The sequence below is a fragment of the Oscillibacter sp. KLE 1745 genome (assembly GCF_000469445.2).
In the GTDB taxonomy this organism is placed as follows: domain Bacteria; phylum Bacillota; class Clostridia; order Oscillospirales; family Oscillospiraceae; genus Oscillibacter; species Oscillibacter welbionis.
Map to the genome: position 1 here is coordinate 54,997 of NZ_KI271675.1, position 18,568 is coordinate 73,564.

The 18,568-nt window shown below is 52.6% G+C and carries 22 protein-coding genes; 14 read left to right on the top strand and 8 right to left on the bottom strand.

All coding sequences use genetic code 11. The features are described 5' to 3' along the window. Positions 1-74 precede the first annotated feature (74 nt). Entirely contained in the window at positions 75-1,040 is a 966-nt protein-coding gene (locus tag HMPREF1546_RS02145; protein WP_021747549.1) for a DUF6076 domain-containing protein, read from the bottom strand. 503 nt (positions 1,041-1,543) lie between these two features. Between HMPREF1546_RS02145 and HMPREF1546_RS02150 the strand changes: the two genes are divergently transcribed. From HMPREF1546_RS02150 to HMPREF1546_RS02190, 9 genes are all read left to right on the top strand, one after another. After that, positions 1,544-1,753 carry a helix-turn-helix domain-containing protein gene (locus tag HMPREF1546_RS02150; RefSeq protein ID WP_036629350.1) on the top strand — a complete coding sequence of 70 codons (210 nt, stop codon included), beginning with the start codon at positions 1,544-1,546 and terminating at the stop codon, positions 1,751-1,753. Continuing rightward, entirely contained in the window at positions 1,750-2,190 is a 441-nt protein-coding gene (locus HMPREF1546_RS02155) for a helix-turn-helix domain-containing protein (RefSeq protein ID WP_021747546.1), read from the top strand. Before HMPREF1546_RS02150 ends, HMPREF1546_RS02155 begins: the two co-directional genes overlap by 4 nt. Further along, positions 2,184-2,555 (top strand): hypothetical protein, encoded by a 372-nt coding sequence (locus HMPREF1546_RS02160; RefSeq protein ID WP_021747545.1) that lies wholly within the window; start codon positions 2,184-2,186, stop codon positions 2,553-2,555. Before HMPREF1546_RS02155 ends, HMPREF1546_RS02160 begins: the two co-directional genes overlap by 7 nt. Before the next feature lie 315 nt (positions 2,556-2,870). Beyond that, a complete protein-coding gene (locus HMPREF1546_RS02165; protein WP_021747542.1) occupies positions 2,871-3,281 on the top strand; it encodes a hypothetical protein in 411 nt (136 codons plus the stop codon). Continuing rightward, on the top strand, positions 3,278-5,065 hold the full coding sequence (mobP3, locus tag HMPREF1546_RS02170) for a MobP3 family relaxase (RefSeq protein ID WP_021747541.1): 1,788 nt from the start codon (positions 3,278-3,280) through the stop codon (positions 5,063-5,065). Before HMPREF1546_RS02165 ends, mobP3 begins: the two co-directional genes overlap by 4 nt. 141 nt (positions 5,066-5,206) lie before the next feature. Next, on the top strand, positions 5,207-5,512 hold the full coding sequence (locus tag HMPREF1546_RS02175; RefSeq protein WP_021747540.1) for a hypothetical protein: 306 nt from the start codon (positions 5,207-5,209) through the stop codon (positions 5,510-5,512). A gap of 5 nt (positions 5,513-5,517) precedes the next feature. Continuing rightward, positions 5,518-5,721 carry a hypothetical protein gene (locus HMPREF1546_RS02180; protein WP_036629349.1) on the top strand — a complete coding sequence of 68 codons (204 nt, stop codon included), beginning with the start codon at positions 5,518-5,520 and terminating at the stop codon, positions 5,719-5,721. 53 nt (positions 5,722-5,774) lie between these two features. Then, the gene (locus HMPREF1546_RS02185; protein ID WP_036629347.1) at positions 5,775-6,977 is read left to right on the top strand and encodes a site-specific integrase; all 1,203 of its coding nucleotides are present in this window, start codon (positions 5,775-5,777) and stop codon (positions 6,975-6,977) included. Further along, complete coding sequence (locus HMPREF1546_RS02190; protein WP_021747538.1) at positions 6,941-8,515, top strand: site-specific integrase; 1,575 nt, start codon at positions 6,941-6,943, stop codon at positions 8,513-8,515. Before HMPREF1546_RS02185 ends, HMPREF1546_RS02190 begins: the two co-directional genes overlap by 37 nt. Positions 8,516-8,727: 212 nt before the next feature. Here HMPREF1546_RS02190 and HMPREF1546_RS18055 read toward each other — a convergent pair whose 3' ends face one another. The 7 genes from HMPREF1546_RS18055 to HMPREF1546_RS02220 form a co-directional block, all read right to left on the bottom strand. Beyond that, positions 8,728-9,423 carry a TIR domain-containing protein gene (locus tag HMPREF1546_RS18055; RefSeq protein ID WP_021747537.1) on the bottom strand — a complete coding sequence of 232 codons (696 nt, stop codon included), beginning with the start codon at positions 9,421-9,423 and terminating at the stop codon, positions 8,728-8,730. A 45-nt stretch (positions 9,424-9,468) separates the two neighbouring features. Beyond that, positions 9,469-9,876 carry a hypothetical protein gene (locus HMPREF1546_RS02200; protein WP_021747536.1) on the bottom strand — a complete coding sequence of 136 codons (408 nt, stop codon included), beginning with the start codon at positions 9,874-9,876 and terminating at the stop codon, positions 9,469-9,471. 16 nt (positions 9,877-9,892) lie between these two features. Then, positions 9,893-11,089: a toll/interleukin-1 receptor domain-containing protein gene (locus tag HMPREF1546_RS02205; protein ID WP_036629344.1), complete on the bottom strand. Its 1,197-nt coding sequence runs from the start codon at positions 11,087-11,089 to the stop codon at positions 9,893-9,895. A 311-nt stretch (positions 11,090-11,400) separates the two neighbouring features. Further along, a complete protein-coding gene (locus tag HMPREF1546_RS19820) occupies positions 11,401-11,655 on the bottom strand; it encodes a zinc ribbon domain-containing protein (protein ID WP_021747534.1) in 255 nt (84 codons plus the stop codon). 17 nt (positions 11,656-11,672) lie between these two features. Then, positions 11,673-11,792 (bottom strand): helix-turn-helix transcriptional regulator, encoded by a 120-nt coding sequence (locus HMPREF1546_RS19825; RefSeq protein WP_021747533.1) that lies wholly within the window; start codon positions 11,790-11,792, stop codon positions 11,673-11,675. A gap of 520 nt (positions 11,793-12,312) precedes the next feature. After that, positions 12,313-13,683: a sensor histidine kinase KdpD gene (locus HMPREF1546_RS02215; RefSeq protein WP_021747531.1), complete on the bottom strand. Its 1,371-nt coding sequence runs from the start codon at positions 13,681-13,683 to the stop codon at positions 12,313-12,315. Then, a complete protein-coding gene (locus HMPREF1546_RS02220; RefSeq protein WP_021747530.1) occupies positions 13,680-14,372 on the bottom strand; it encodes a response regulator transcription factor in 693 nt (230 codons plus the stop codon). The genes HMPREF1546_RS02215 and HMPREF1546_RS02220 overlap by 4 nt, the downstream gene beginning before the upstream one ends. Before the next feature lie 155 nt (positions 14,373-14,527). Between HMPREF1546_RS02220 and HMPREF1546_RS02225 the strand changes: the two genes are divergently transcribed. From HMPREF1546_RS02225 to HMPREF1546_RS02245, 5 genes are read left to right on the top strand one after another with little or no spacing between them, the layout of a single operon-like run. After that, positions 14,528-15,451, top strand: coding sequence for an ATP-binding cassette domain-containing protein (locus HMPREF1546_RS02225; RefSeq protein ID WP_021747529.1), 924 nt, complete (start codon positions 14,528-14,530; stop codon positions 15,449-15,451). Continuing rightward, positions 15,435-16,247 carry an ABC transporter permease gene (locus HMPREF1546_RS02230; protein ID WP_021747528.1) on the top strand — a complete coding sequence of 271 codons (813 nt, stop codon included), beginning with the start codon at positions 15,435-15,437 and terminating at the stop codon, positions 16,245-16,247. Before HMPREF1546_RS02225 ends, HMPREF1546_RS02230 begins: the two co-directional genes overlap by 17 nt. A 13-nt stretch (positions 16,248-16,260) precedes the next feature. Beyond that, positions 16,261-17,076 carry an ABC transporter permease gene (locus tag HMPREF1546_RS02235; protein WP_021747527.1) on the top strand — a complete coding sequence of 272 codons (816 nt, stop codon included), beginning with the start codon at positions 16,261-16,263 and terminating at the stop codon, positions 17,074-17,076. Next, complete coding sequence (locus HMPREF1546_RS02240) at positions 17,073-17,687, top strand: hypothetical protein (RefSeq protein ID WP_021747526.1); 615 nt, start codon at positions 17,073-17,075, stop codon at positions 17,685-17,687. Before HMPREF1546_RS02235 ends, HMPREF1546_RS02240 begins: the two co-directional genes overlap by 4 nt. Positions 17,688-17,704: 17 nt before the next feature. Next, complete coding sequence (locus HMPREF1546_RS02245) at positions 17,705-18,409, top strand: response regulator transcription factor (protein WP_083490943.1); 705 nt, start codon at positions 17,705-17,707, stop codon at positions 18,407-18,409. Positions 18,410-18,568: the final 159 nt, after the last annotated feature.

Genomic DNA, 18,568 nt, shown 5'->3' on the forward strand with positions numbered 1-18,568 from the left:
TCTACATCGCCTAAACAAAGAATACGGGACTGGCTTTTGTAAGCCGGTCCCGTATTCTTTTTCTTGTCAGTGATTCAGGAGTTTTTCAGCCACTCCACATATTCCTCCAGGGTGATGACATCGCGGTCACATTTCTTTTTCATCTCTCTGGCTTGCTCACTCCAGGCATAAAAATCCGTATCGGAAATGCGACCGGCTTTGATCCAGGCAAACCGCTTCTTATACTCCTTGCGGTAGGCCTTGAATACCGGATCGTCCGACTGCTTCTTTGTCCACTGCTGGAAGGCTCCAGCCTCACGGCAGGTCTGCTGTCCTCTGGGCACCGGACGCTCACAGTACTCTGCGCTGACCCGTCCGGTCTGCGGAAAGTAGCGGCCGCAGTTCTTGCAGCGCCGCACCGTAATGCCCCTCTCCACACAACTGCGCAGAGAATAGTCGATCATGTCCGGAATGCTGGCAGAGTACAAAACCGGCGAACACCGCCCCGGCTCCACCGGCTCAAAGCTGAGCGGAATGGGGCGGAAGCGAAACAGGCCGGGATCCTTCGGACTATCGTGAAGATAATTCTTAGCCGCCTGCTGCTGTGGGTCGCGCCCTGCGCTGTCCACATCCAGAACTAAATCAAAGAATCGCTGCACCTGCTTCTGATAGAGGAGAAGCTGCTCCGGGAGATCCCGCAGTTCCGCCAACATCTGCTCATCCTCCGCGCTGCCCCAGTCACCATAGATCCCCATTCTGGAGAAACGGTCATACCAACGCACATACAGAAGCTCCAGATAGATATGCCGACTTTTCAGCTGGCCCAGTTCCACCATGGCCTCTGTGCCGGCATCCCGGTCAAACTCTGTAATCAGCCGACTCCAACGATCTGCGATCCGCTGGAGAATGGGTGTCAGTTCCCCACAATCCATCTCCAGAAAGGTGAGCAGGCTCTCCAGGAATGGAAACTCCCGATCAACGGACGGTACTCCCTGTATGCCAGAGGCGTCACACTGAAAAAACTCCCGCTTTTCAGAGAAATACATTTTCACATACCACATAGTCGGCTCCTTAAAATAGACTAATTTTAAATTAGAGTTTCAATAGACTTGACAAACGTATTTTGGTGTGTTAAGATACACTCGCAGCGATGACTGTCTAATTAAAGTTATTATTAGTCTAACATCAGGAAGGCAATTTGTCAATGAAAACTTTCCTTGTCCTCCTGGTACTGCACCTTGAAAACAGAATACCCATCACCAGAGATGATACTCCCCGGAGAAGTACTGCCATGACGCTGTTGTGGGCGAAGCAGCGGAGCATGCCAAGGGGAAGCAAACGCTGTGCGCGTCAAACAAGGCCGCAGGGCTGGAACAGGTATGGTGATGGCCAAACACAGGCAAAAGACAGTCACCGTAAAAAAAGACCGCTGAACTGCTGCAACAGTTCAACGGCCCGCTGCGTTTCGGAAAACACAGCCCAATCTGTGTTCAGTTTATCAGAGAGACCTCCGAAACGCAAGAACAATTTATCTCTGTATTTGGAAATGATCGGAGGTATTGAAATGAAGATGTCAGTCTGTAAAAGCTACGACGACCTGCCGCTGTTTCTCAATGCAAAACTGGTGGCACAGGTGCTGGGCGTGTCCATCTCCACCGCCTACGAGGTGATGCACGAACCTGGTTTCCCCACACTCCGTGTGGGCAGCCGCATGGTAGTACCGAAAGAAAAGTTCATTCAGTGGGCGGAGGAGCAGTCTGGAGGTGCGAAATGAGAAAGCAGAGCTGGACCAAACGGGACCCTATCAAAAACTATTTCCCACTGCCCAACGAGATCTACGATCTGGGGCTGTCCCGCGGCGCGATCTCGGTATACAGTTTCCTGCTTCGCCGGGAGGACCGCAAGACCTATCAGTGTCTGCTTAGCTACCGGGAGATCGGTGAGGGCGTGGGCATGTGCGTGACCACGGTACGCAAGTATGTAGCAGAGCTGGAGGAGCAGTCGCTCATTCGCACCGAGCGCACGACTGTTACCACCAAAGACGGCCGCAAGCGCAACGGCCGTCTGCTCTATCATATCCTGCCTATCCAGTTGGCCATCGATCATTACTATGAACGGCAGATGGACATGGCCGACTTGGCATTGGAGCAACACAAGGCAAAGCAGCGCCTGGCCGCGCTGGAGAGAAAGGAGTGTGTATCCGGATGCTGATGCAGGAACTGGGCCGCATCCTTCAAGAAGATCCCAACCTGTGCGCCATGGCTATGGTGGACAAGCGAAAGTACATCATCAGCAAGTGGAACGCCAGTCATAGTGAGCCCATCGACGAAGATGCTGTGGCACTGTTCCTCTGCGATGAAAACCGCGGCAACCTCACGGATGAGCAGAGAGCCTTTGCGAAAGAGCGCTGTGCGGAATTTGAATTCTGCAATCAGATTACTGTGTACCGACTGCTTCAATGCGGCGAGATGATGCGCCAGCATCTGGTGTCCGGCCCGGCGGAATACTTCCGGATTTTCCAGCCGCAGTGCGCCGTCCCCTGCGGCAGAGGAATCCCCCTTTGCAGCGGCCTGTGAGGCGCTGTGTGCCCTCCTTGCGGGCAGGGTAGAGTCCCTGCCCCATCGAGGGATTTGGAGCGGATTTGGCCCGATTTCGGGCCAGGCTTTGGGACGGAGGCCACGGAGGGACGAAGAGCAGGAGAAAGCCCTGGCGCTTTTGTGAGCCCGGGCAGTCACAACCACCCGCAGTGCGGGCGGTTTCGGGGATTTGAAGTTGGCGCTGTTTCGGCCAGTAGGCTTTGAGATTGGCGCTGTTCTTGTAAAAAAGCGCCTGAATCCCCGCCGTTGTGGGATTTCAGGCGGCGCTGATGAGAAAAGGAGGCGATTTTGGAGATGAAAGAGTCGAAGAAGAAACACTCGGTGTGGCTGAGCGAATCGGCCTGGGCCAATGTGGAACATCACTACCAGGCGGACAACTGCTCCACCAAAAATGAGTACATCGAAAAGGCAATCCAGTTCTATTCCGGCTACCTGGACACGGAACACGCGGAGGAATATCTGCCTCGTATCCTCTCGGATGTGCTGGAGGGCAAGCTGGGTGCTTTCGGAAAACGCATGGGGCATCTGATTTTCAAGCAGGCAGTAGACCAGGATCTGATGGCGAATCTGCTTGCCAGCGATATCAATGTTAGCCTGGATACGCTGCAAAAACTTCGGGTACGCTGCGTGAAAAATGTGAAAGAGACCAACGGGGAAATTGACTTCCAGGATGCGTTCCGGTTTCAGAAGAGGATTGAGGAATGAAGGGTCTCATTCAAAAGTCCGGCTACATCAAGCCGGGAAGCGGCGGACACTACGCTGACTACATCGCCACCCGAGATGGTGTGGAACTGATGGAACCCATGGCAGGCGGTGGTTACCTGGAGTACATTGCGGAGCGGCCCCGCTCTCACGGGCTGTTCTTCGCAGACGGTGCTGCTGATCTGGAGCAAACCATGGAGGAGATCAACGCACACGCCGGTCCGGTGTGGACCTTCATCTACTCCCTGAAACGGGAGGATGCCGCACGGCTGGGCTACGAAAACGGTGAGAGCTGGCGCAGATTGCTGCTGGCCCATCAGACAGAACTGGCGGCAGCCATGAAAATTCCGCCCAGCAGCTTTCGGTGGTGCGCTGCCTTCCACGATGAGAAGCATCATCCGCACATTCACATGATGGCATGGTCCAATGATCCAAAGCAGGGTTACCTGACCGAACGAGGCATTGAGCAGATGCGCTCCCAGCTGTCCAACGACATCTTCCAGGACGAGCTGTTGTCCCTCTATCAAGAGAAGGATCTGTCCTATCAGCAGGTGCGGGACGCGGCAATGGAAGCCATGGGCCGTCTCACTCGGGAGATGAAGTCCGGCCTCTGCGACAGTCCTGTCATCGCTGGGCAGATGGAAACGCTGGCCGAAATGTTATCTGAAGTCAAGGGCAAGAAGGTATACGGCTATCTGAAAAAGCCGGCCAAGGCCCAGGTGGACGACATCGTGGATGAGCTGGCCAAGCTCCCGGAGGTGGCGGAGTGCTATGAACACTGGAACCGGCTGCGGGATGAGTTGGCGCGGTACTACAAAGACACGCCAAGAGAACACAAACCATTGTCACAGCAACCGGAATTCAAGGCCATAAAGAATATGGTCATCCGGGAGGCAGAGGAACTGCGCCTGGGCACCTTCACCTTCGAAGATACGGCCATGAAAGATGAAGTGGATGAGGACCAGGAGGAGGTATACTACGCCTGGTCCTCCCGCTGGCAGATGGCCGAGGCCTACCAGAACGCGAAAGAAATCCTCTCAGTATATGAAAACACAGAGGAAGAAAAAGCGGAGCAGGTGCGGATGCTGGAGCAGCTCTGGGACGCTGGCTTCACCGTGGCAGCCCACCTGCTGGGTAAATGCTGGCGGGATGGTATGGGTGTGCTGCCGGATGACGAACAGGCGGAGCTGTGGTTCCGACGTGCAGCCGAAGCCGGTCATGACTTCTCACAGTACGCTCTTGGTAAACTGCTGCAAAGCCAAAAGCAGATGGAGGAAGCGGTGTCCTGGTATGAGAAAGCGGTGGCGCAGGGCAATTCCTACGCCGCCTACCGGCTGGGGAAACTGTATCTGGAGGGAAAGGATGTCCCAAAGAATACGGTCAAGGCGGTGGAGTATCTGACTAATGCCGCCCAGGAGGGGAACCAGTATGCGCAGTACACCCTGGGCAAGCTGTATCTCACCGGAGAGGATGTGGCTCGGGATCGAGAGCAGGCGTACCGCTGGTTCTGGGAATCCGCGTCCAAGGGAAATGAGTACGCCCAGTTCTTTCTGGATCACTTCAATGACAACCGCAGCCCCAATGTGCTCCTCTCTGCCACCAAGCTGCTCCACCACATGGGGCGCATCTTTCAGGACAACTCCATTCCGCCCTGCCCGCCGGGCAGACAGAGAGCGGACCGTAAACTGTTCCAGAAGATCCGCCAGAAGAAGATCGCCATAGGTCACAAGCCGGATGACCATGAGGAGGAGCAGAACATGGGTGGCATGACCATGGGCGGGATGTAGGCGTATTAAAATCTGACATGCCAAAACAAAGATAAAAACTCATTCACAGCCGCAAAATCTTTCTAAAAAAGTTTCAAATAAGGGCTGGATATTGTAAAGAGGTTCGGGTATTGTGTGTTGCTGATAAGGAGGCGATGCGCAATGAACGACTACATGAGAGCCCTGCATCAGCGGTTCTTCCGGGAGCCGGATGTGTCAGAGTTGGAAGAGGACATCGAGAACACCCGCCAGGAAGTGCGTGACTGCCTGGACAAGATGCAGCGCCGCAGGCTCATGCATCTGGTGGACAGTCAGAATCTATTGAAAGAAGAGATTTCCCTGGCCAGTTTCACCGCAGGATTCAAACTGGCCTGGGGGCTGAGCAAGAAACTGGAAGCAGACGGCCTGTACTCCTTCGGCGAGGAGGAGACAGAACGCGTCTGCCGCAGAATGGAACAGGAGGAGTGATCGAGATGACAAATCGACTTCCCATTCAGCGGTGCCAGTACTGTGGATGCGAGGACATCGGCCTTGGCTGGCAGCACGGCAAAGCGCTGGTCACATTCAAGAAACACGGAATGCTGGGCAACCGACTGCGGTATCTGATCTGCCGCCACTGCGGTGCAGTGCTCTACCAGTGCGTGGCGGAGCCTTACAAGTATCCTCCTGTGAAATAGTCTACACAGTAACCGCACGACAAACGAAACTGAAATACTGGAGGTGAAACAACATGGCAAAGAGACGACCATCCGGGGACGGCATGGTACGCAAACGGGAGGATGGCCGCTGGGAAGGCCGCATCGTGGTGGGCCACAAGGAAAACGGCGAACCCATCTTCCGATATGTGCTGGCCAAAACTCAAAAAGAGCTGCTGGCTAAGCTTCACCGTGACATGGATATCTATCAGGACGCACAGCTTACCGAGGACAGCCGCATGACTCTGGGCGAGTGGCTGGATCGCTGGATGGAGGAGTACGGTGCCGTCACACTGCGTCCCAACACCCTGCGCAGCTATGAGCAGTACATTCGGTGCTATGTGAAGCCGTATCTCGGCGGCAAGATCGTCTCCCGGGTCACACGGCTGGACATCCAAAAGTTGTACCGGAAGCTGAAGAAAGAGGGGCGCGTCCACGACCACCCGGAGTATGGGCACGAACTGTCGGACAGCATGGTGCTCCGCATCCACGCCATGCTCCACCGCTGTCTCAAAGATGCGGAGCGGGATCACATCGTTCCCTACAACCCCACAGACGGCGTCAAACTGCCCAAGAGCAACTACAAACCAAAGCAGGTTCTCGACCGGGAGCAGATGGATGCCTTCCTGGCGGCGGTGGACAAAAACGAAATCTGGCGGGACTTCTTCTACACGGAGCTGACCACCGGCCTTCGTCGAGGTGAGATCTGCGGTCTCATGTGGAGGGACTTCGATGAGAACGCTGGGACGCTCAAAATCCTCCGCTCGGTGAATGTACCTAAGCGGGGTGAAATGGAGATCGGCGAAACCAAGACTGAGAGGGGTAGACGCACCATCCGTCTGCCCCCCAGTACTGTCCAGCGATTAAAGGAGGGAAAAAAACACGCAATCAGTCAGTGGATCTTCCCGGAACCGCTGGCTCCGGAGAAACCGGTGCGCCCCAGCGCTGCCTACTACTGGATGAAGGTGCTGCTGAAAGAGGCAGGACTGCCTCACATCAGGTTCCATGATTTACGCCACACCTTCGCCACCCATGCCCTGGCCAGCGGTGTGGATGCCAAGACTCTCTCCGGCATCCTTGGACACACCAACGCATCGTTCACGCTGGATACCTACACTCATGTGACGCCGGATATGCAGAGAGCCGCCAGCGATGTAGTGGGCGGCTTTCTGAAAAATCTATTGGGAGAGGAGTTGAACCCATGGCAAGGAAACGAAAAAGCGGAACCGGCACCATAAGGCAGCGCAAGGACGGCCGCTGGGAAGGCCGGGCCGTGGTGGGCTATGACGACAAGGGCCTTCCCAAAACGAAAAATGTGCTGGCCAAGACCAAGCACGAGTGCCAGGAAAAGTTGACCAAGCTGATGGAAACAGTGGGTAGCACCAAGTCCGAGAAGATCTGCGCCGATATGCCCTTCGGAGAGTGGATGGATTTTTGGTATCAGACTTACATCAAGTCCGGTCTCCGCCCCGCCACGCAAAACACGTATGAGAGCACCATTTATCAGCATATCATCCCGCAGCTGGGTAAGATTCCACTGTGCCAGTTGACCCAAAAGGACCTCCAGCAATTCTATGCCTACCTGAAAAAGAAGGGACGACTCGTTCGCACAGAACAATATGGGAAGGGCCTGTCCGATCGGATGGTGCGAATGTGTCACGCCAAATGTCGGGCAGCGCTGGATCAGGCGGTGCAAGAGAACCTGATCCGAACCAACCCGGCCGTGGGCTGTAAGCTACCGCCCAAGCGGAGCCCGGAGATGCAGGTGCTGTCACGCCAGGAACTCCAGCGATTTCTCATTCAGGCCAAGGCGGATGGCTACTTTGAACTGTTCCTGCTGGACTTATCCACTGGCCTTCGCCGGGGCGAACTGCTGGCCCTCCAATGGTCCGACCTGGATCTGGATACCGGAACGCTGTCCGTGACCAAACAGGTCTATGAGGTAAATGGAAAGATGCAGCTGAGTGTCCCCAAACCAAAAGCCTCTATCCGTAAATTGGTGCTGCCGCCTGCCGTGGTGGAGGTATTCCGGGAATACCGAAAGACGGCAAAGTCCCGGTGGCTGTTCCCCTCCCCAAAGAATTTGGATATGCCGCTGACGCCCGGCTCCACGCTCCGGCGGCTCTATATCATTCTGGAGCGGGCTGGGTGCAAGCAGATCAGATTTCACGATTTGCGCCATACCTTTGCCACCATGGCGCTGGAGAACGGCATGGACATCAAGACCCTCTCCGCCATGCTGGGCCATGTGTCGGCGGCTACAACGCTGGACATCTACACGCATATTACCAGTGACATGTTGAGCGAAGCCGCTGCCAAAATTGACCGGGGCCTTGGCAATGAAGTGGCGGAGGACTCTTCTGAGACGGCGCAGAATCCGCTCACCGACTTCCAACCGGTCATGCGGCGTACCCGCAAGCCGGGAACCGGCTGCATCACCCAAATCAACGACCACCTCTTCGAGGGCCGCTACTCGCCCACCTGGCCGGACGGCACGAAACATTCCAAATGTGTCTACGCCCACACCCGGGAGGAGTGTGAGGAGAAGCTGAAGGTACTCATCCAGCAGCTGAACGCCGAGCGGAAGGCAATCCTGGACAGGCTGCGAGGAATCCCATCACCTGAGAAACTCACCAAGAAGCAGCGGCAGATTTGGGAGTATATGAAAATTTACCCCGACGAGACGAACTATAGCACCATTGCCAAGGGGGCTAAGGTGACCCGGCATACGGTAGCCAAGCACTATGAGATGATACAAAAAATACTGGAGCAATAGGAATAAGCCATCCGTAAGCAGCATTCAAATGCGGATGGCTTATATTTTTACTTTGTATTCTATGCCTGTTGCAGGCATTCTGCCACAGAATATCACTAAGCGTCGCAGCAACTCAAAACTGGATCGAGGATGCCCGGTAGCCCAAACAGAGATAACACCACCGTTACATAATTAGTATTAAGTAATGTTTATTTAAACCAGCTACGTTCTGCCTAAATCGTTTTCTGAATATCGTATTCATCCTTTTTTGCCTGAATATTGAGGGCTTTTTCAATATATACATTCATATCCTTCTCAAAATCATTCCATTTAACGCAAAGCATATAGTGATAATCTCCGTAATAAACTGTAGCATTATCAGCGCAAACATTTCTATCTGGTAATTTTTGATTAAATAAATTTCCGCGCATAATATCAAAAATAAAAGGACTTTGTTTATTATAATATGTACATCCACTTGGACAGCAGCTTTTTGATTGCATAAAGTAGCTATAATCTCCAGTCCGATCAGGAAGGACAACCGCCAGTAAAGCATTTGTATGACTTGTTATACTATCGCCGTTTTTGTTTTTGCGAGGTGTTTCCCTTAAAGAATAAGAAATTTCTTGTGGGATCCATTGATATCGTTCCGCTTTTAAAGGATCTTTCATTCCTTTAGAAAGAAGTACAATTGTTATAGAACTATCGTAAATACGATCTTTTAGTTTGCTCCAAATCGTTTCATTCGTAAGCTGAGAAAGATCTTCGCCGTCAGACTCTCCCTTATAAATATTATCAGTATTTCCGAGCTTCTCTTCAATTATATTAACATAGTCCCTTGCTGTGCAGAGACCCCAATATCCATTTCCCAAAATATTATAAACATTATTATCTGCATATTTGTAGGAAACAAAAATCTTATGCCCCACTTAAATAACATCCCCATTCAATTGGTTTTATAAAAATATTTTTATTTAAACATAGGTAATATAGATTAGAATTATCAGGATTACAGATATCGAAAAATATAACGGAGTTGTAGAAATATTTTTTATCATGATACATGGAATAGCAGGTACATTTTGTTTAAATTCGCTTGTATCCATTGAAAAATCAATCGCATCATCATTTTTTATAAGAGAAATCTTTTTATATAATTCTCTGAAAAGTTTCTCCTGCTTTAGGTAATACGCATCTAAAAACCAGAACACAATATTCAAAATCAGTGCGCAAGCATACATTCTCCAATCACTTTCTTTGAAAGATAATGCCACAATGGCAGCAATAATGGTAATGTTCCAACCTTTTAGATAGAAGGCATTAGATGCCATTCTTGATATTGCAGATTGAATATAATCCATATGTTTATACTTATTTTCCATGAATTTACCTCCAATGCTAATTTAACTTTTTGCCCTCAATTAAAGCCATTTTTTTATAATCAATATCTAAAAACCAATCGTCATTCATCTCTTTAAGAGAAAAATCTTTCTGATTTATTGATTCTTTAGATATTTGATAGATTGGCTTGCCCAAATCTGTAAAGTAATTCAATTCATATTTGCACCAAACAGAATTTAATGAATTTTCCGATACAACAAAAATCATCGCCGTAGACTGCTCCATACGTTTTTCTATTACTTTCAATGTAGCACCACAAAGCAAATGGCGTTTTAAATAGTCCGCATCGTTAATCCAGTCACAGAATATATTTTTACCTCTTTGATTTTCTGCTTCTATTAATTTCTGGACAAAACTACTGTCCTTGCTACTATGAGATATGAAATAATCATATTCTTTGATTCTTTGTTCTTTTGAATTTTCTATTCGATATTCGAGTTCTGCAGGATTTTTAGGAATCTCATATGTCTCAAAAGGATATATTTCTTTGAGAAATTTTCTTCTTGATTTGTTTTTTGTCTGTACTTGCATATACTTTTGTTTCCTCAATCTGGGGTGATAATTAAAGTTTTGCAAATGATTAAATGCTTCCATACGAAGCTGTTTATTTAACTCAGTGTCATTTAGCTTAAAGAAAAATTGAATTATTCTATCACTATAATATTTTTTGAGCTCTAAAAGTATATATCGCCTATCTTTTTGGCTTGTGCGTTTTCTTTCGTATAAACCAATTAACTGATCTATAAAAGAGGGGGTTACTTGTTGTGTCTTAGATAATGCTTTCTCGATTTTTTGATTTATCCGTTCGATTTTCGGTTTTCTTTGTTTAAGAAGATTCTCTTGTGCAGCTATCCGTTTCTCTTCTGAGTAGTTATCATAGTGTATGTGTCGATATTTCTTAGATAGAATTTTCGTGCATTGATTGGCCTTTAACAATAACACTTCTGGCCTTTCCATATTATATCTGTAATACCCGAACCTTTTTTTAATATGGCGGTCTTTTGTTTGATAATAAATATACTTAATTTCTACAGAGTGCCATTCATGCGGATAAAATTCTTTTAATAAATCTGCTATTTCCTTACTTGAGTATTCCCGTGGCAATAATAGCTGTATAGTTTTTATCTGACAATTCCACATTGATAAAATATCAGTAATCTCGCGTTCAAAAATGTGCTTTGTTACTCCTGACATCTTTATTTCTCCTTAATTTTGCAATATAGACGCTATATTACAATTCGAACCCTCAATTGTAAGTTATATATGCTTAGATACAGTTGTACCAATTCGGGGACATATCATTTAGATGCAAATCACATATTTGTGCCAGATTGAATTTGTATACATATCAGCAAACTGTCACATAATCACAAAGTCACACAACATTCATAGTATAAAAGCTATTATCTTAATTATATATGTTTTGAAAAAACAGCAAGTCGACTCTTTATCTCAGCAGAACCAGCATATCGATTCTAAATATAAGATAGGGGGAAAACTTCCCTCTAAAAACCGCGAATTTCAGAGGGGGTCCATATCTCGTTCTGTTTCCAGTGGTTCAGTTTTGGCAGCTGAGCTTCAAAGTAGGTTCTGACTTGCTCCGGGGGCCAGGCTTCATTGGACATGTGACTTTCCAGGAATTTCAGCAGTTCCTCAAGGCTGGTGTAGATGAATTTCCCGTCGGCATAACACCATTTGCAGTACTCCTCGTTGAAAGTACCTTCCGGCTCCCGGCTGATATTGGCATCCTCTAGGGGCATGCTACAGCACTGACAGATCAGTTGCCTGGGCGAGCCCAGCAGACATCAAACAGCCTGGAGAGCAGCTTCAAAGTTTCTGTGTTGGGCACCGTTTCGCCGGTCTCCCAGCGGGAGACTGCCTGACGGGTCACATGCACTTATTCCGCCAACTGCTCCTGGGAGAGTCCCCACTTGGTGCGCAGTTTCAGAAGGATTTCTTTGGGTTCCATGTTGATCACCACCTTGCCCGGATTGTACCACAGCGGGAGCAAAAAGCAAAGCAACTGACTGTTGCCCCAATTCTACTTCATGAACACATCAGGCATATCAGTTTTTAATATGCATATACAAAGAAGTGGGAAAAGATTTTTTGCATAATTTCCGCTCAATTTATACTGTTTCCGTTCCGTTTCATTTGCTTTCCGTCACTCTCTAAAGCCACTGTTTCCATGTGCTCCGCACCGCACTGTGGCTGAAAATGTGGTCAAAAATGCCTCCCGTCTTTTGCCGATAGTACATCCGTCGGCGTAGAGGGGAGGCATTTTCTGCTTTCTGAACATTCGATATGGTAACTCTAAACCAGAAACGGTACAAGTCATTTCGCCGGCAGCGACTCAAGTTTTACGGGGCAGTATACAAAAGAAAGTCCCTGCTTATTGTACCAAAGCGGAGGACAGTTTAAACGTGTTTGCCACTTGCATTTTCAGAAAAGGATATGGATACCTCCAGTCCCTGTGGTACAGCATGCCGGAACCGCACCGTCCCGCCGTGGGCCTTTACGATCTGCCGCACCAGTTTGAGGCCCAGGCCGTGCTCACCGCCCTGGGTGCTGGAGACATCTGCCTCCCGGTTCAGCGCCTCCAACCGGGCGGCATCTATTCCAACGCCATTATCTGTCACCATGCAGGTGCATCGCTCCTCCTCCGCGCCTATCATGACGGAGATATGGCAGCCCTGGGGATTGTGGACGATGCTGTTGCGGATCAGGTTATCCAGCATCCGCCGCAGAAGGGCGGCATCGCCCTCCATGCAGGCGGTACATCCTGGACGCTCTCCGGAAAATTCAAGCTCATACCGATCTGGCAGGCCGCCGTTGAGCACCTCGCTCACCGCCTGACGGCCGATCTCCACCAGATCGACCGTCTCCCGGCGGATAGGCTGGAGGGCATACTCCAGTTTGGTGGTCAGATTCAGATCGTCCACCAGGGATTTCAGCCGCTCTCCCTGCCGCCGGATGATCCCGGCCTGCTGCCGGGCCTCGGTTGAGAGGGCGTCGTTGTCCTCCAGTTCGCCGGCATAGCCCAGCACCATAGAAAGGGGCGTGCAGATGTCGTGGGAGACCCCGCGAATCCACTCCGCCCGGGTGTTGTCCTTTTGCATCAGATAATCTCCGGCCCGGTTGAGTCCGGCGTTGATCTCCGCCAACTCCCCGCATTCCTCCAGATGGTGGTGCTGTCCCTGGCTCAGGTCCTGAATTCCCCGCAAAATCGGGGACATAGCCTTTTCCACCCGCCGGGTGTTCCGCAGGAACAAAGAGATCAGCAGAAGCAGGTTGATGAGCAGGGCCATCGCTGCCCCCACTAAAAGCATCTTCAGGTAAGAGGTTTCCATAGAGAAATAATATTTGGCCTGGGTGCCGGGGGCGAATCCCACCACCATCAGCCTCCCGTCCGGCTGCCCCCATACCTTTACCGGATAATCCTGAAGGTACCAACGGCTGAAGGCCGCGATCCCGGCGCTGGTATAGGCCCGTGGCAGTTCTTCCGGCATACCCTGCTCCCAGACTACCGCACCGTTTTGATCCAGTAGCATCGCCCAGGCGTCGTTTTCTTGCAGCGAGACGGCCACGGTTTCATCTGCCGTCCAGATCCCGTTCCGCAGGGTGAGGTGGGCTTGGATTTCCTGGATCGAAACATCGTCCTCCGGCCCGCTCATATATCCGGCGGTCAGGATGCCGAGGAGCAGGGCAATATTAACGGCAAAGAACAACAGTAAGATCCCAATGGTGGAGGTGATATAGCGCCGGAAAAAACGCTGCACCGAGTTCACGACTTCACCCCCTTCAAATTGAGCCGGTAGCCCAGTCCTTTGGCCGTCACCAGGGAGACTGGCTTGGAGGGATCGGCCTCGATTTTTTCCCGCAGGTGCCGGATGTGGGTGGAGAGAGTGCTTTCATAGCCCTGCCAGAACGCGCCGCAGATGGTTTCGCACAGGATGCCGGTGGTGACGATCCGCCCGGCGTTCTCATAGAGTTTTTGAAACAGCTGGAGTTCCTTGGCGGTCAGGGAAATCTGCGCCCCGTTTTTCCGTACCTCCGCCTTCTCCAGGTCCACTGTGGAAGCGGCCAGTTCTACCGTCCGGGTTGGCTCTGGGTAAGCCCGGTGGAGGATGGCCCCCACCCGGAGCAGCAGTTCCTTGGGCAGGAAGGGCTTGGGGAGGTAGTCATCCGCCCCGGTCTCCAGACCCTCGATGCGGTCCTCTGCCTCACCCCGGGCAGTGAGCATCAGAACGGGGATGCGGCTGGTGCGGCGGATCTCCCGCAGGACCTCAAACCCATCCATTCCCGGCATCATCACATCTAAGACAATCAGCGCCGGCTGCTGCTCCCGCCAAACCTGGAGGGCTTCCGGGCCGGAGGAGGCGGTCACAAGATCCGCATAACCTGCCCGCCGAAAGATGGAGCACAGCATCTCCAAAAGATCCCGGTCATCGTCTACTAATAAGATTTTAGGTTCCACATGGTTCGCCTCCTTCCACTGGCTTTATTATACCGCCAAAGCAACGGCCTGCCCATGTCTTTCAGAAAATCTCAGAGATAAATTAAGGTTGGCTCAGCGTTATCTCAAGGTACGGGTGCTATCCTGTTGGCACAACGTAAAGGAGGGTACCGCTTATGAGCGACTGTATCATCGAAACCAGAGGACTCACCAAACGATACGGGGATCAGGTCAGCGTCTCCAACCTGGATCTCCATGTGCAGATGGGGCGCATCTACGGCCTTTTAGGACGAAACGGAGCGGGAAAGACCACCACCATGAAGATGCTTCTGGGCCTGACCGCTCCCACATCCGGCACGGTGTCCCTCTTCGGCCAGCCGCTGAAGGGGAATGAAACGCGCATCCTGCCCCGCATCGGCAGTCTCATCGAGTCCCCGGGCTTCTACCCCAATCTGACCGGAACAGAGAATTTGCAGATCTTCGCCCGGCTCCGGGGTCTCAAGAGTCCCAACTATATCAAGAGCGCCCTGGAACTGGTGAACCTGCCCTACCGGGACAAGAAACGCTACGCCCAATACTCCCTTGGCATGAAGCAGCGGCTGGCCATCGCCCTGGCGGTGATGCACGACCCGGAGCTGCTGATTTTGGACGAGCCCATCAACGGCCTGGACCCCATCGGCATTGCCGAGGTGCGGGATTTCATCCGGGCGCTGTGCGAGGAGCGGGGCAAGACCATCCTGATCTCCAGCCACATCCTCTCCGAGATCGCCCTGCTGGCCGACGACATCGGGATCATTGATCACGGTGTTCTTCTGGAGGAGGAGAGCCTTGTGGAGTTGGAACAGAAGAACGGGAAAGTCCTCCGCTTTACCGTGTCCAACGCAACCGTGGCCGCCCAGCTGCTCCAGAAGGAGATGGGTGTGCGGGATGTTGCAGTGGAGAACGGGCGGGAGTTGACAGTCCGGGATCTGCGTCTGGACACCGGCGCGGCGGTGCGGCGGTTCGTGGAAGCCGGACTGGTGGTGTCTGACGCCCATCTCTATGAGGACACCTTGGAGGACTACTTCAAGCGTATCACAGGGGGTGAGGGCATTGCTTGATCTCCTGTGGTGTGAATTTGCCAAGCTGCGGCGTAAGCCTTTGTTCTTTGCCGCCGCTGCCGTGTCCGCACTGATCCCTCTGGGATGCGCCCTCTTTCTGCCGGATTTTCAGGAGTTCACCAGCGGGGCCGAGGCGGTGGACGGCATGATGTCCACCTTGTTCCAGATGAGCGCCTATCTGCTTTTGATGCCGGCCCTGGTGGTGCTGGCCTCCAACCTGCTTTTTGAAGAGCAGGACAACGACACGCTGAAAAACCTGATGACGGTGCCGGTGGGCAAGCCCGCTCTGGCTATGGCAAAAATGATGCTGCTGCTTCTCTTTGCCATCGCCTTTATGGCGGTGGGCGGTCTGGTGATCCTGTTCATCGTGCTGGCCGCTGGGTGGGAGCCGGTGGGCTTCCTGCGGCTCTTTTTCGTGGGGCTCGGCCAGGGGATCATGATGTGGGCCGGGGCCCTGCCCTGCATCCTTTTGGTGGTGCTGCTGAACCGGAGCTACATCATCTCCGTGATCATCACCTTTTTCTATACTGCCGTCAACTACATCTTCAGTATGAGCGAGATCTTTACCACACAGCCCTTCGGCCTGAACCTGGGGACACTGCTGCCCGGACCGCTGACCTTTCGCTGGTATTTTCAGTATCTCGACTTTTCCGGCCCCAGTGCCGAGATGGCGGCCCTGTTAGAGCGGATCAGCCCCTATTTTCTGAATACCGCCCAGGCGTTTCTGGTGACCGGTGTTGAGGCGGCAGTGTTTCTGACCCTGATCGCGTTGGTCTACAAGCGTCAGGGCGTCTGAGGAGGTGCAGCATATGTGGAATATCATGCAAACGGAGTGGCGGAAGCTGCGGCGATGCCAGATCCTGCTGGTGGGGATTGTGGCCCTGGCCCTCTGCCCGGTGGCCCAGTATGGAACGCAGTTGGTTGTGAACCCGGAGATCCGGGACCCCAACTTTGACTTTATCCACCTGTTCGCCAATGTAGTGTGGGGCAATACCCAGGTGTTTCTCCCCATCTCTCTGGTGATGATCGGCGGGTGGCTCACAGACCGGGAGAATACCCACGACACGATGAAGAATCTGCTCACCATCCCGGTGTCCTACCCAAAGCTCTTAGTGGGCAAACTGGCGGTCACCGGCCTGCTGGCCCTGCTGTTTGGCCTTTACAGCGTGGCTGTGACGGTGCTCACGGGGACGCTGGCAGGGCTTCCCGGACTGACGCTGGGGGTGATCCTCCAGCAGGGCGGACAGGTGGTGGCCGCGGCGCTGGCCACCTTCCTGGTCTGTATGCCCATGATTTTGATATTCGGCCAGATGCGGGGGGCCTATCTGGGCGGCTCCATCCTGACCTTTTTCCTGGGGTACTGCATGTTGTTCTTCAAGAGCGGGTTCCTGCTCTCCGCCTACCCCTTCTCCGCGGCGCTGGTACTGGCCGGCTTTGATATGCAGGCATACAACGGTGCTACCCAGGCGCCCAGCATTCCGCTGTCCCTTCTGGGCATGGGGGTTGTCATCGCCTTGACTGCGGTGCTCTTGCTGATGTCCCGCCCCAGCAGCAAGGGAGCGCAGGTGAAACCGAAGAAGGCCAAGGGCCGGGGCCGCCGGCAGACTGGGAGGATGACGCGATGAGAAAGAGCCGAAAAAGATGGAGACTGCTCCTGACGTGCGGCTTGCTCTGTGCCCTGCTGCTGTCCGGCTGTTCTGGCATGATGCAGGCCCTGGCGGATGGGACGGATGCGGTACTCAATGGCTTGGCGGAGGGAACGGATCAGGTCGCCGGCGCTCTGGCGGATATGACAGATGCAGCCCTCGGTGCCGCGGCTGACGCCACGGACGATTTGGTCAAGGACGCCCTTGTAGACGCCTACGGCTCGCTGGTAGATACCGCCGGCTCTTGGGCGCTGATGCCGGACCGTTCCCTGCAGGGGGAGCGGGTCCCAGGCGAGGATGACTATACCGGCACTTATGCGGCCGACTACGATGACTTCTCCGGTACGGAACTGCTCTTCGGTGGCACCACGCTGGACCGGGAGGCCGGGAACATGGTAGAACTCACCTGCTCTCTCGATATTGAGGAAGGGGAGGCCGCCATCTTCCTGTGCTCCGGCTCGGAGGAACCGGTGCTCCTGCTGTCCGAGAGCGGGGATTACTCCGACACCATCGAGGTGGGCGGTGGAAGCGTCTATCTCGGCGTCTGGGCCGAGGGCGTGACCGGGAGCGTGTCCATTCAGATTGAGTAATTGGCAGGGAAAAGTTCGTGCGTCGTAAAGCATTGATCATCACAGAGAGGCGTGAATTGTACCAACAACTTATAGAAAGCCTGCGGAACACCTGTCTGGAAATCGATTATGCGGCCTCCTATGTCCAAGCAGTGAATCGATGCTCCCGATTCCACTACATCCTGATAATTTTGGATATTCATTTTTCCGAGATGAACGGCATGGCAGTTGTCCGCCGTCTGCGCCAGTTGGAACAGGCCCCCATTCTTGTCCTGTCTACCTGCTATTCCAGGCAGGAGGAAATCGAGGTGCTGAATGCCGGAGCGGACGCCTACCTCCCCGTAGAAGGACCACTGGATCAGGAACTGCTTCTGGCCCATGCCTCGGCTCTGATGCGCCGATACCTGAGCGCCAATACCAGAGAATACGCTACGATTCAGATCGCCGACATCGGCCTGAAAATCAACCTGAACCTGCGGAAGGCTTTCCTGAATGGAGAGAATCTTCGCCTGACTCCGAAACAGTTTGATATACTGCAGCTCCTTGTGGATCGCATTGGGGAGATCGTGACGAAAGAAGAACTCTTCGAGATTGCCTGGAAGGGAAATTATGATATTTATGCGGATGACGCAATCAAGTACCATATCAGGGAACTCCGGAAAAAACTTGGTCAACACGGTATGGCCCATCTAATTGAAACCGCCTGGGGTGTGGGATACCAAATCTGCTTGGAAAATGAGTGACGCATCCGCCTCAAATTCTGCGGGGGGAATAAAACAAAGAAAAGCCTTTCGCCATTTACAGAAGGCCCATGCTCCGCTATACTGAAAGCAGAAAAAGAGGAGGTGCAGCAATGGCGGGCAGGCGGATCTGCGCCGGGTACTACCGGCGGTACGACGGCA

Coding starts and splice junctions, on each gene's coding strand:
- HMPREF1546_RS02145 (WP_021747549.1), bottom strand. CDS start 1,040: ATGTGGTATGTGAAAATGTATTTCTCTGAAAAGCGGGAGTTTTTTCAG.
- HMPREF1546_RS02150 (WP_036629350.1), top strand. CDS start 1,544: ATGAAGATGTCAGTCTGTAAAAGCTACGACGACCTGCCGCTGTTTCTC.
- HMPREF1546_RS02155 (WP_021747546.1), top strand. CDS start 1,750: ATGAGAAAGCAGAGCTGGACCAAACGGGACCCTATCAAAAACTATTTC.
- HMPREF1546_RS02160 (WP_021747545.1), top strand. CDS start 2,184: ATGCTGATGCAGGAACTGGGCCGCATCCTTCAAGAAGATCCCAACCTG.
- HMPREF1546_RS02165 (WP_021747542.1), top strand. CDS start 2,871: ATGAAAGAGTCGAAGAAGAAACACTCGGTGTGGCTGAGCGAATCGGCC.
- mobP3 (WP_021747541.1), top strand. CDS start 3,278: ATGAAGGGTCTCATTCAAAAGTCCGGCTACATCAAGCCGGGAAGCGGC.
- HMPREF1546_RS02175 (WP_021747540.1), top strand. CDS start 5,207: ATGAACGACTACATGAGAGCCCTGCATCAGCGGTTCTTCCGGGAGCCG.
- HMPREF1546_RS02180 (WP_036629349.1), top strand. CDS start 5,518: ATGACAAATCGACTTCCCATTCAGCGGTGCCAGTACTGTGGATGCGAG.
- HMPREF1546_RS02185 (WP_036629347.1), top strand. CDS start 5,775: ATGGCAAAGAGACGACCATCCGGGGACGGCATGGTACGCAAACGGGAG.
- HMPREF1546_RS02190 (WP_021747538.1), top strand. CDS start 6,941: ATGGCAAGGAAACGAAAAAGCGGAACCGGCACCATAAGGCAGCGCAAG.
- HMPREF1546_RS02200 (WP_021747536.1), bottom strand. CDS start 9,876: ATGGAAAATAAGTATAAACATATGGATTATATTCAATCTGCAATATCA.
- HMPREF1546_RS02205 (WP_036629344.1), bottom strand. CDS start 11,089: ATGTCAGGAGTAACAAAGCACATTTTTGAACGCGAGATTACTGATATT.
- HMPREF1546_RS19820 (WP_021747534.1), bottom strand. CDS start 11,655: ATGCCCCTAGAGGATGCCAATATCAGCCGGGAGCCGGAAGGTACTTTC.
- HMPREF1546_RS02225 (WP_021747529.1), top strand. CDS start 14,528: ATGAGCGACTGTATCATCGAAACCAGAGGACTCACCAAACGATACGGG.
- HMPREF1546_RS02235 (WP_021747527.1), top strand. CDS start 16,261: ATGTGGAATATCATGCAAACGGAGTGGCGGAAGCTGCGGCGATGCCAG.
- HMPREF1546_RS02240 (WP_021747526.1), top strand. CDS start 17,073: ATGAGAAAGAGCCGAAAAAGATGGAGACTGCTCCTGACGTGCGGCTTG.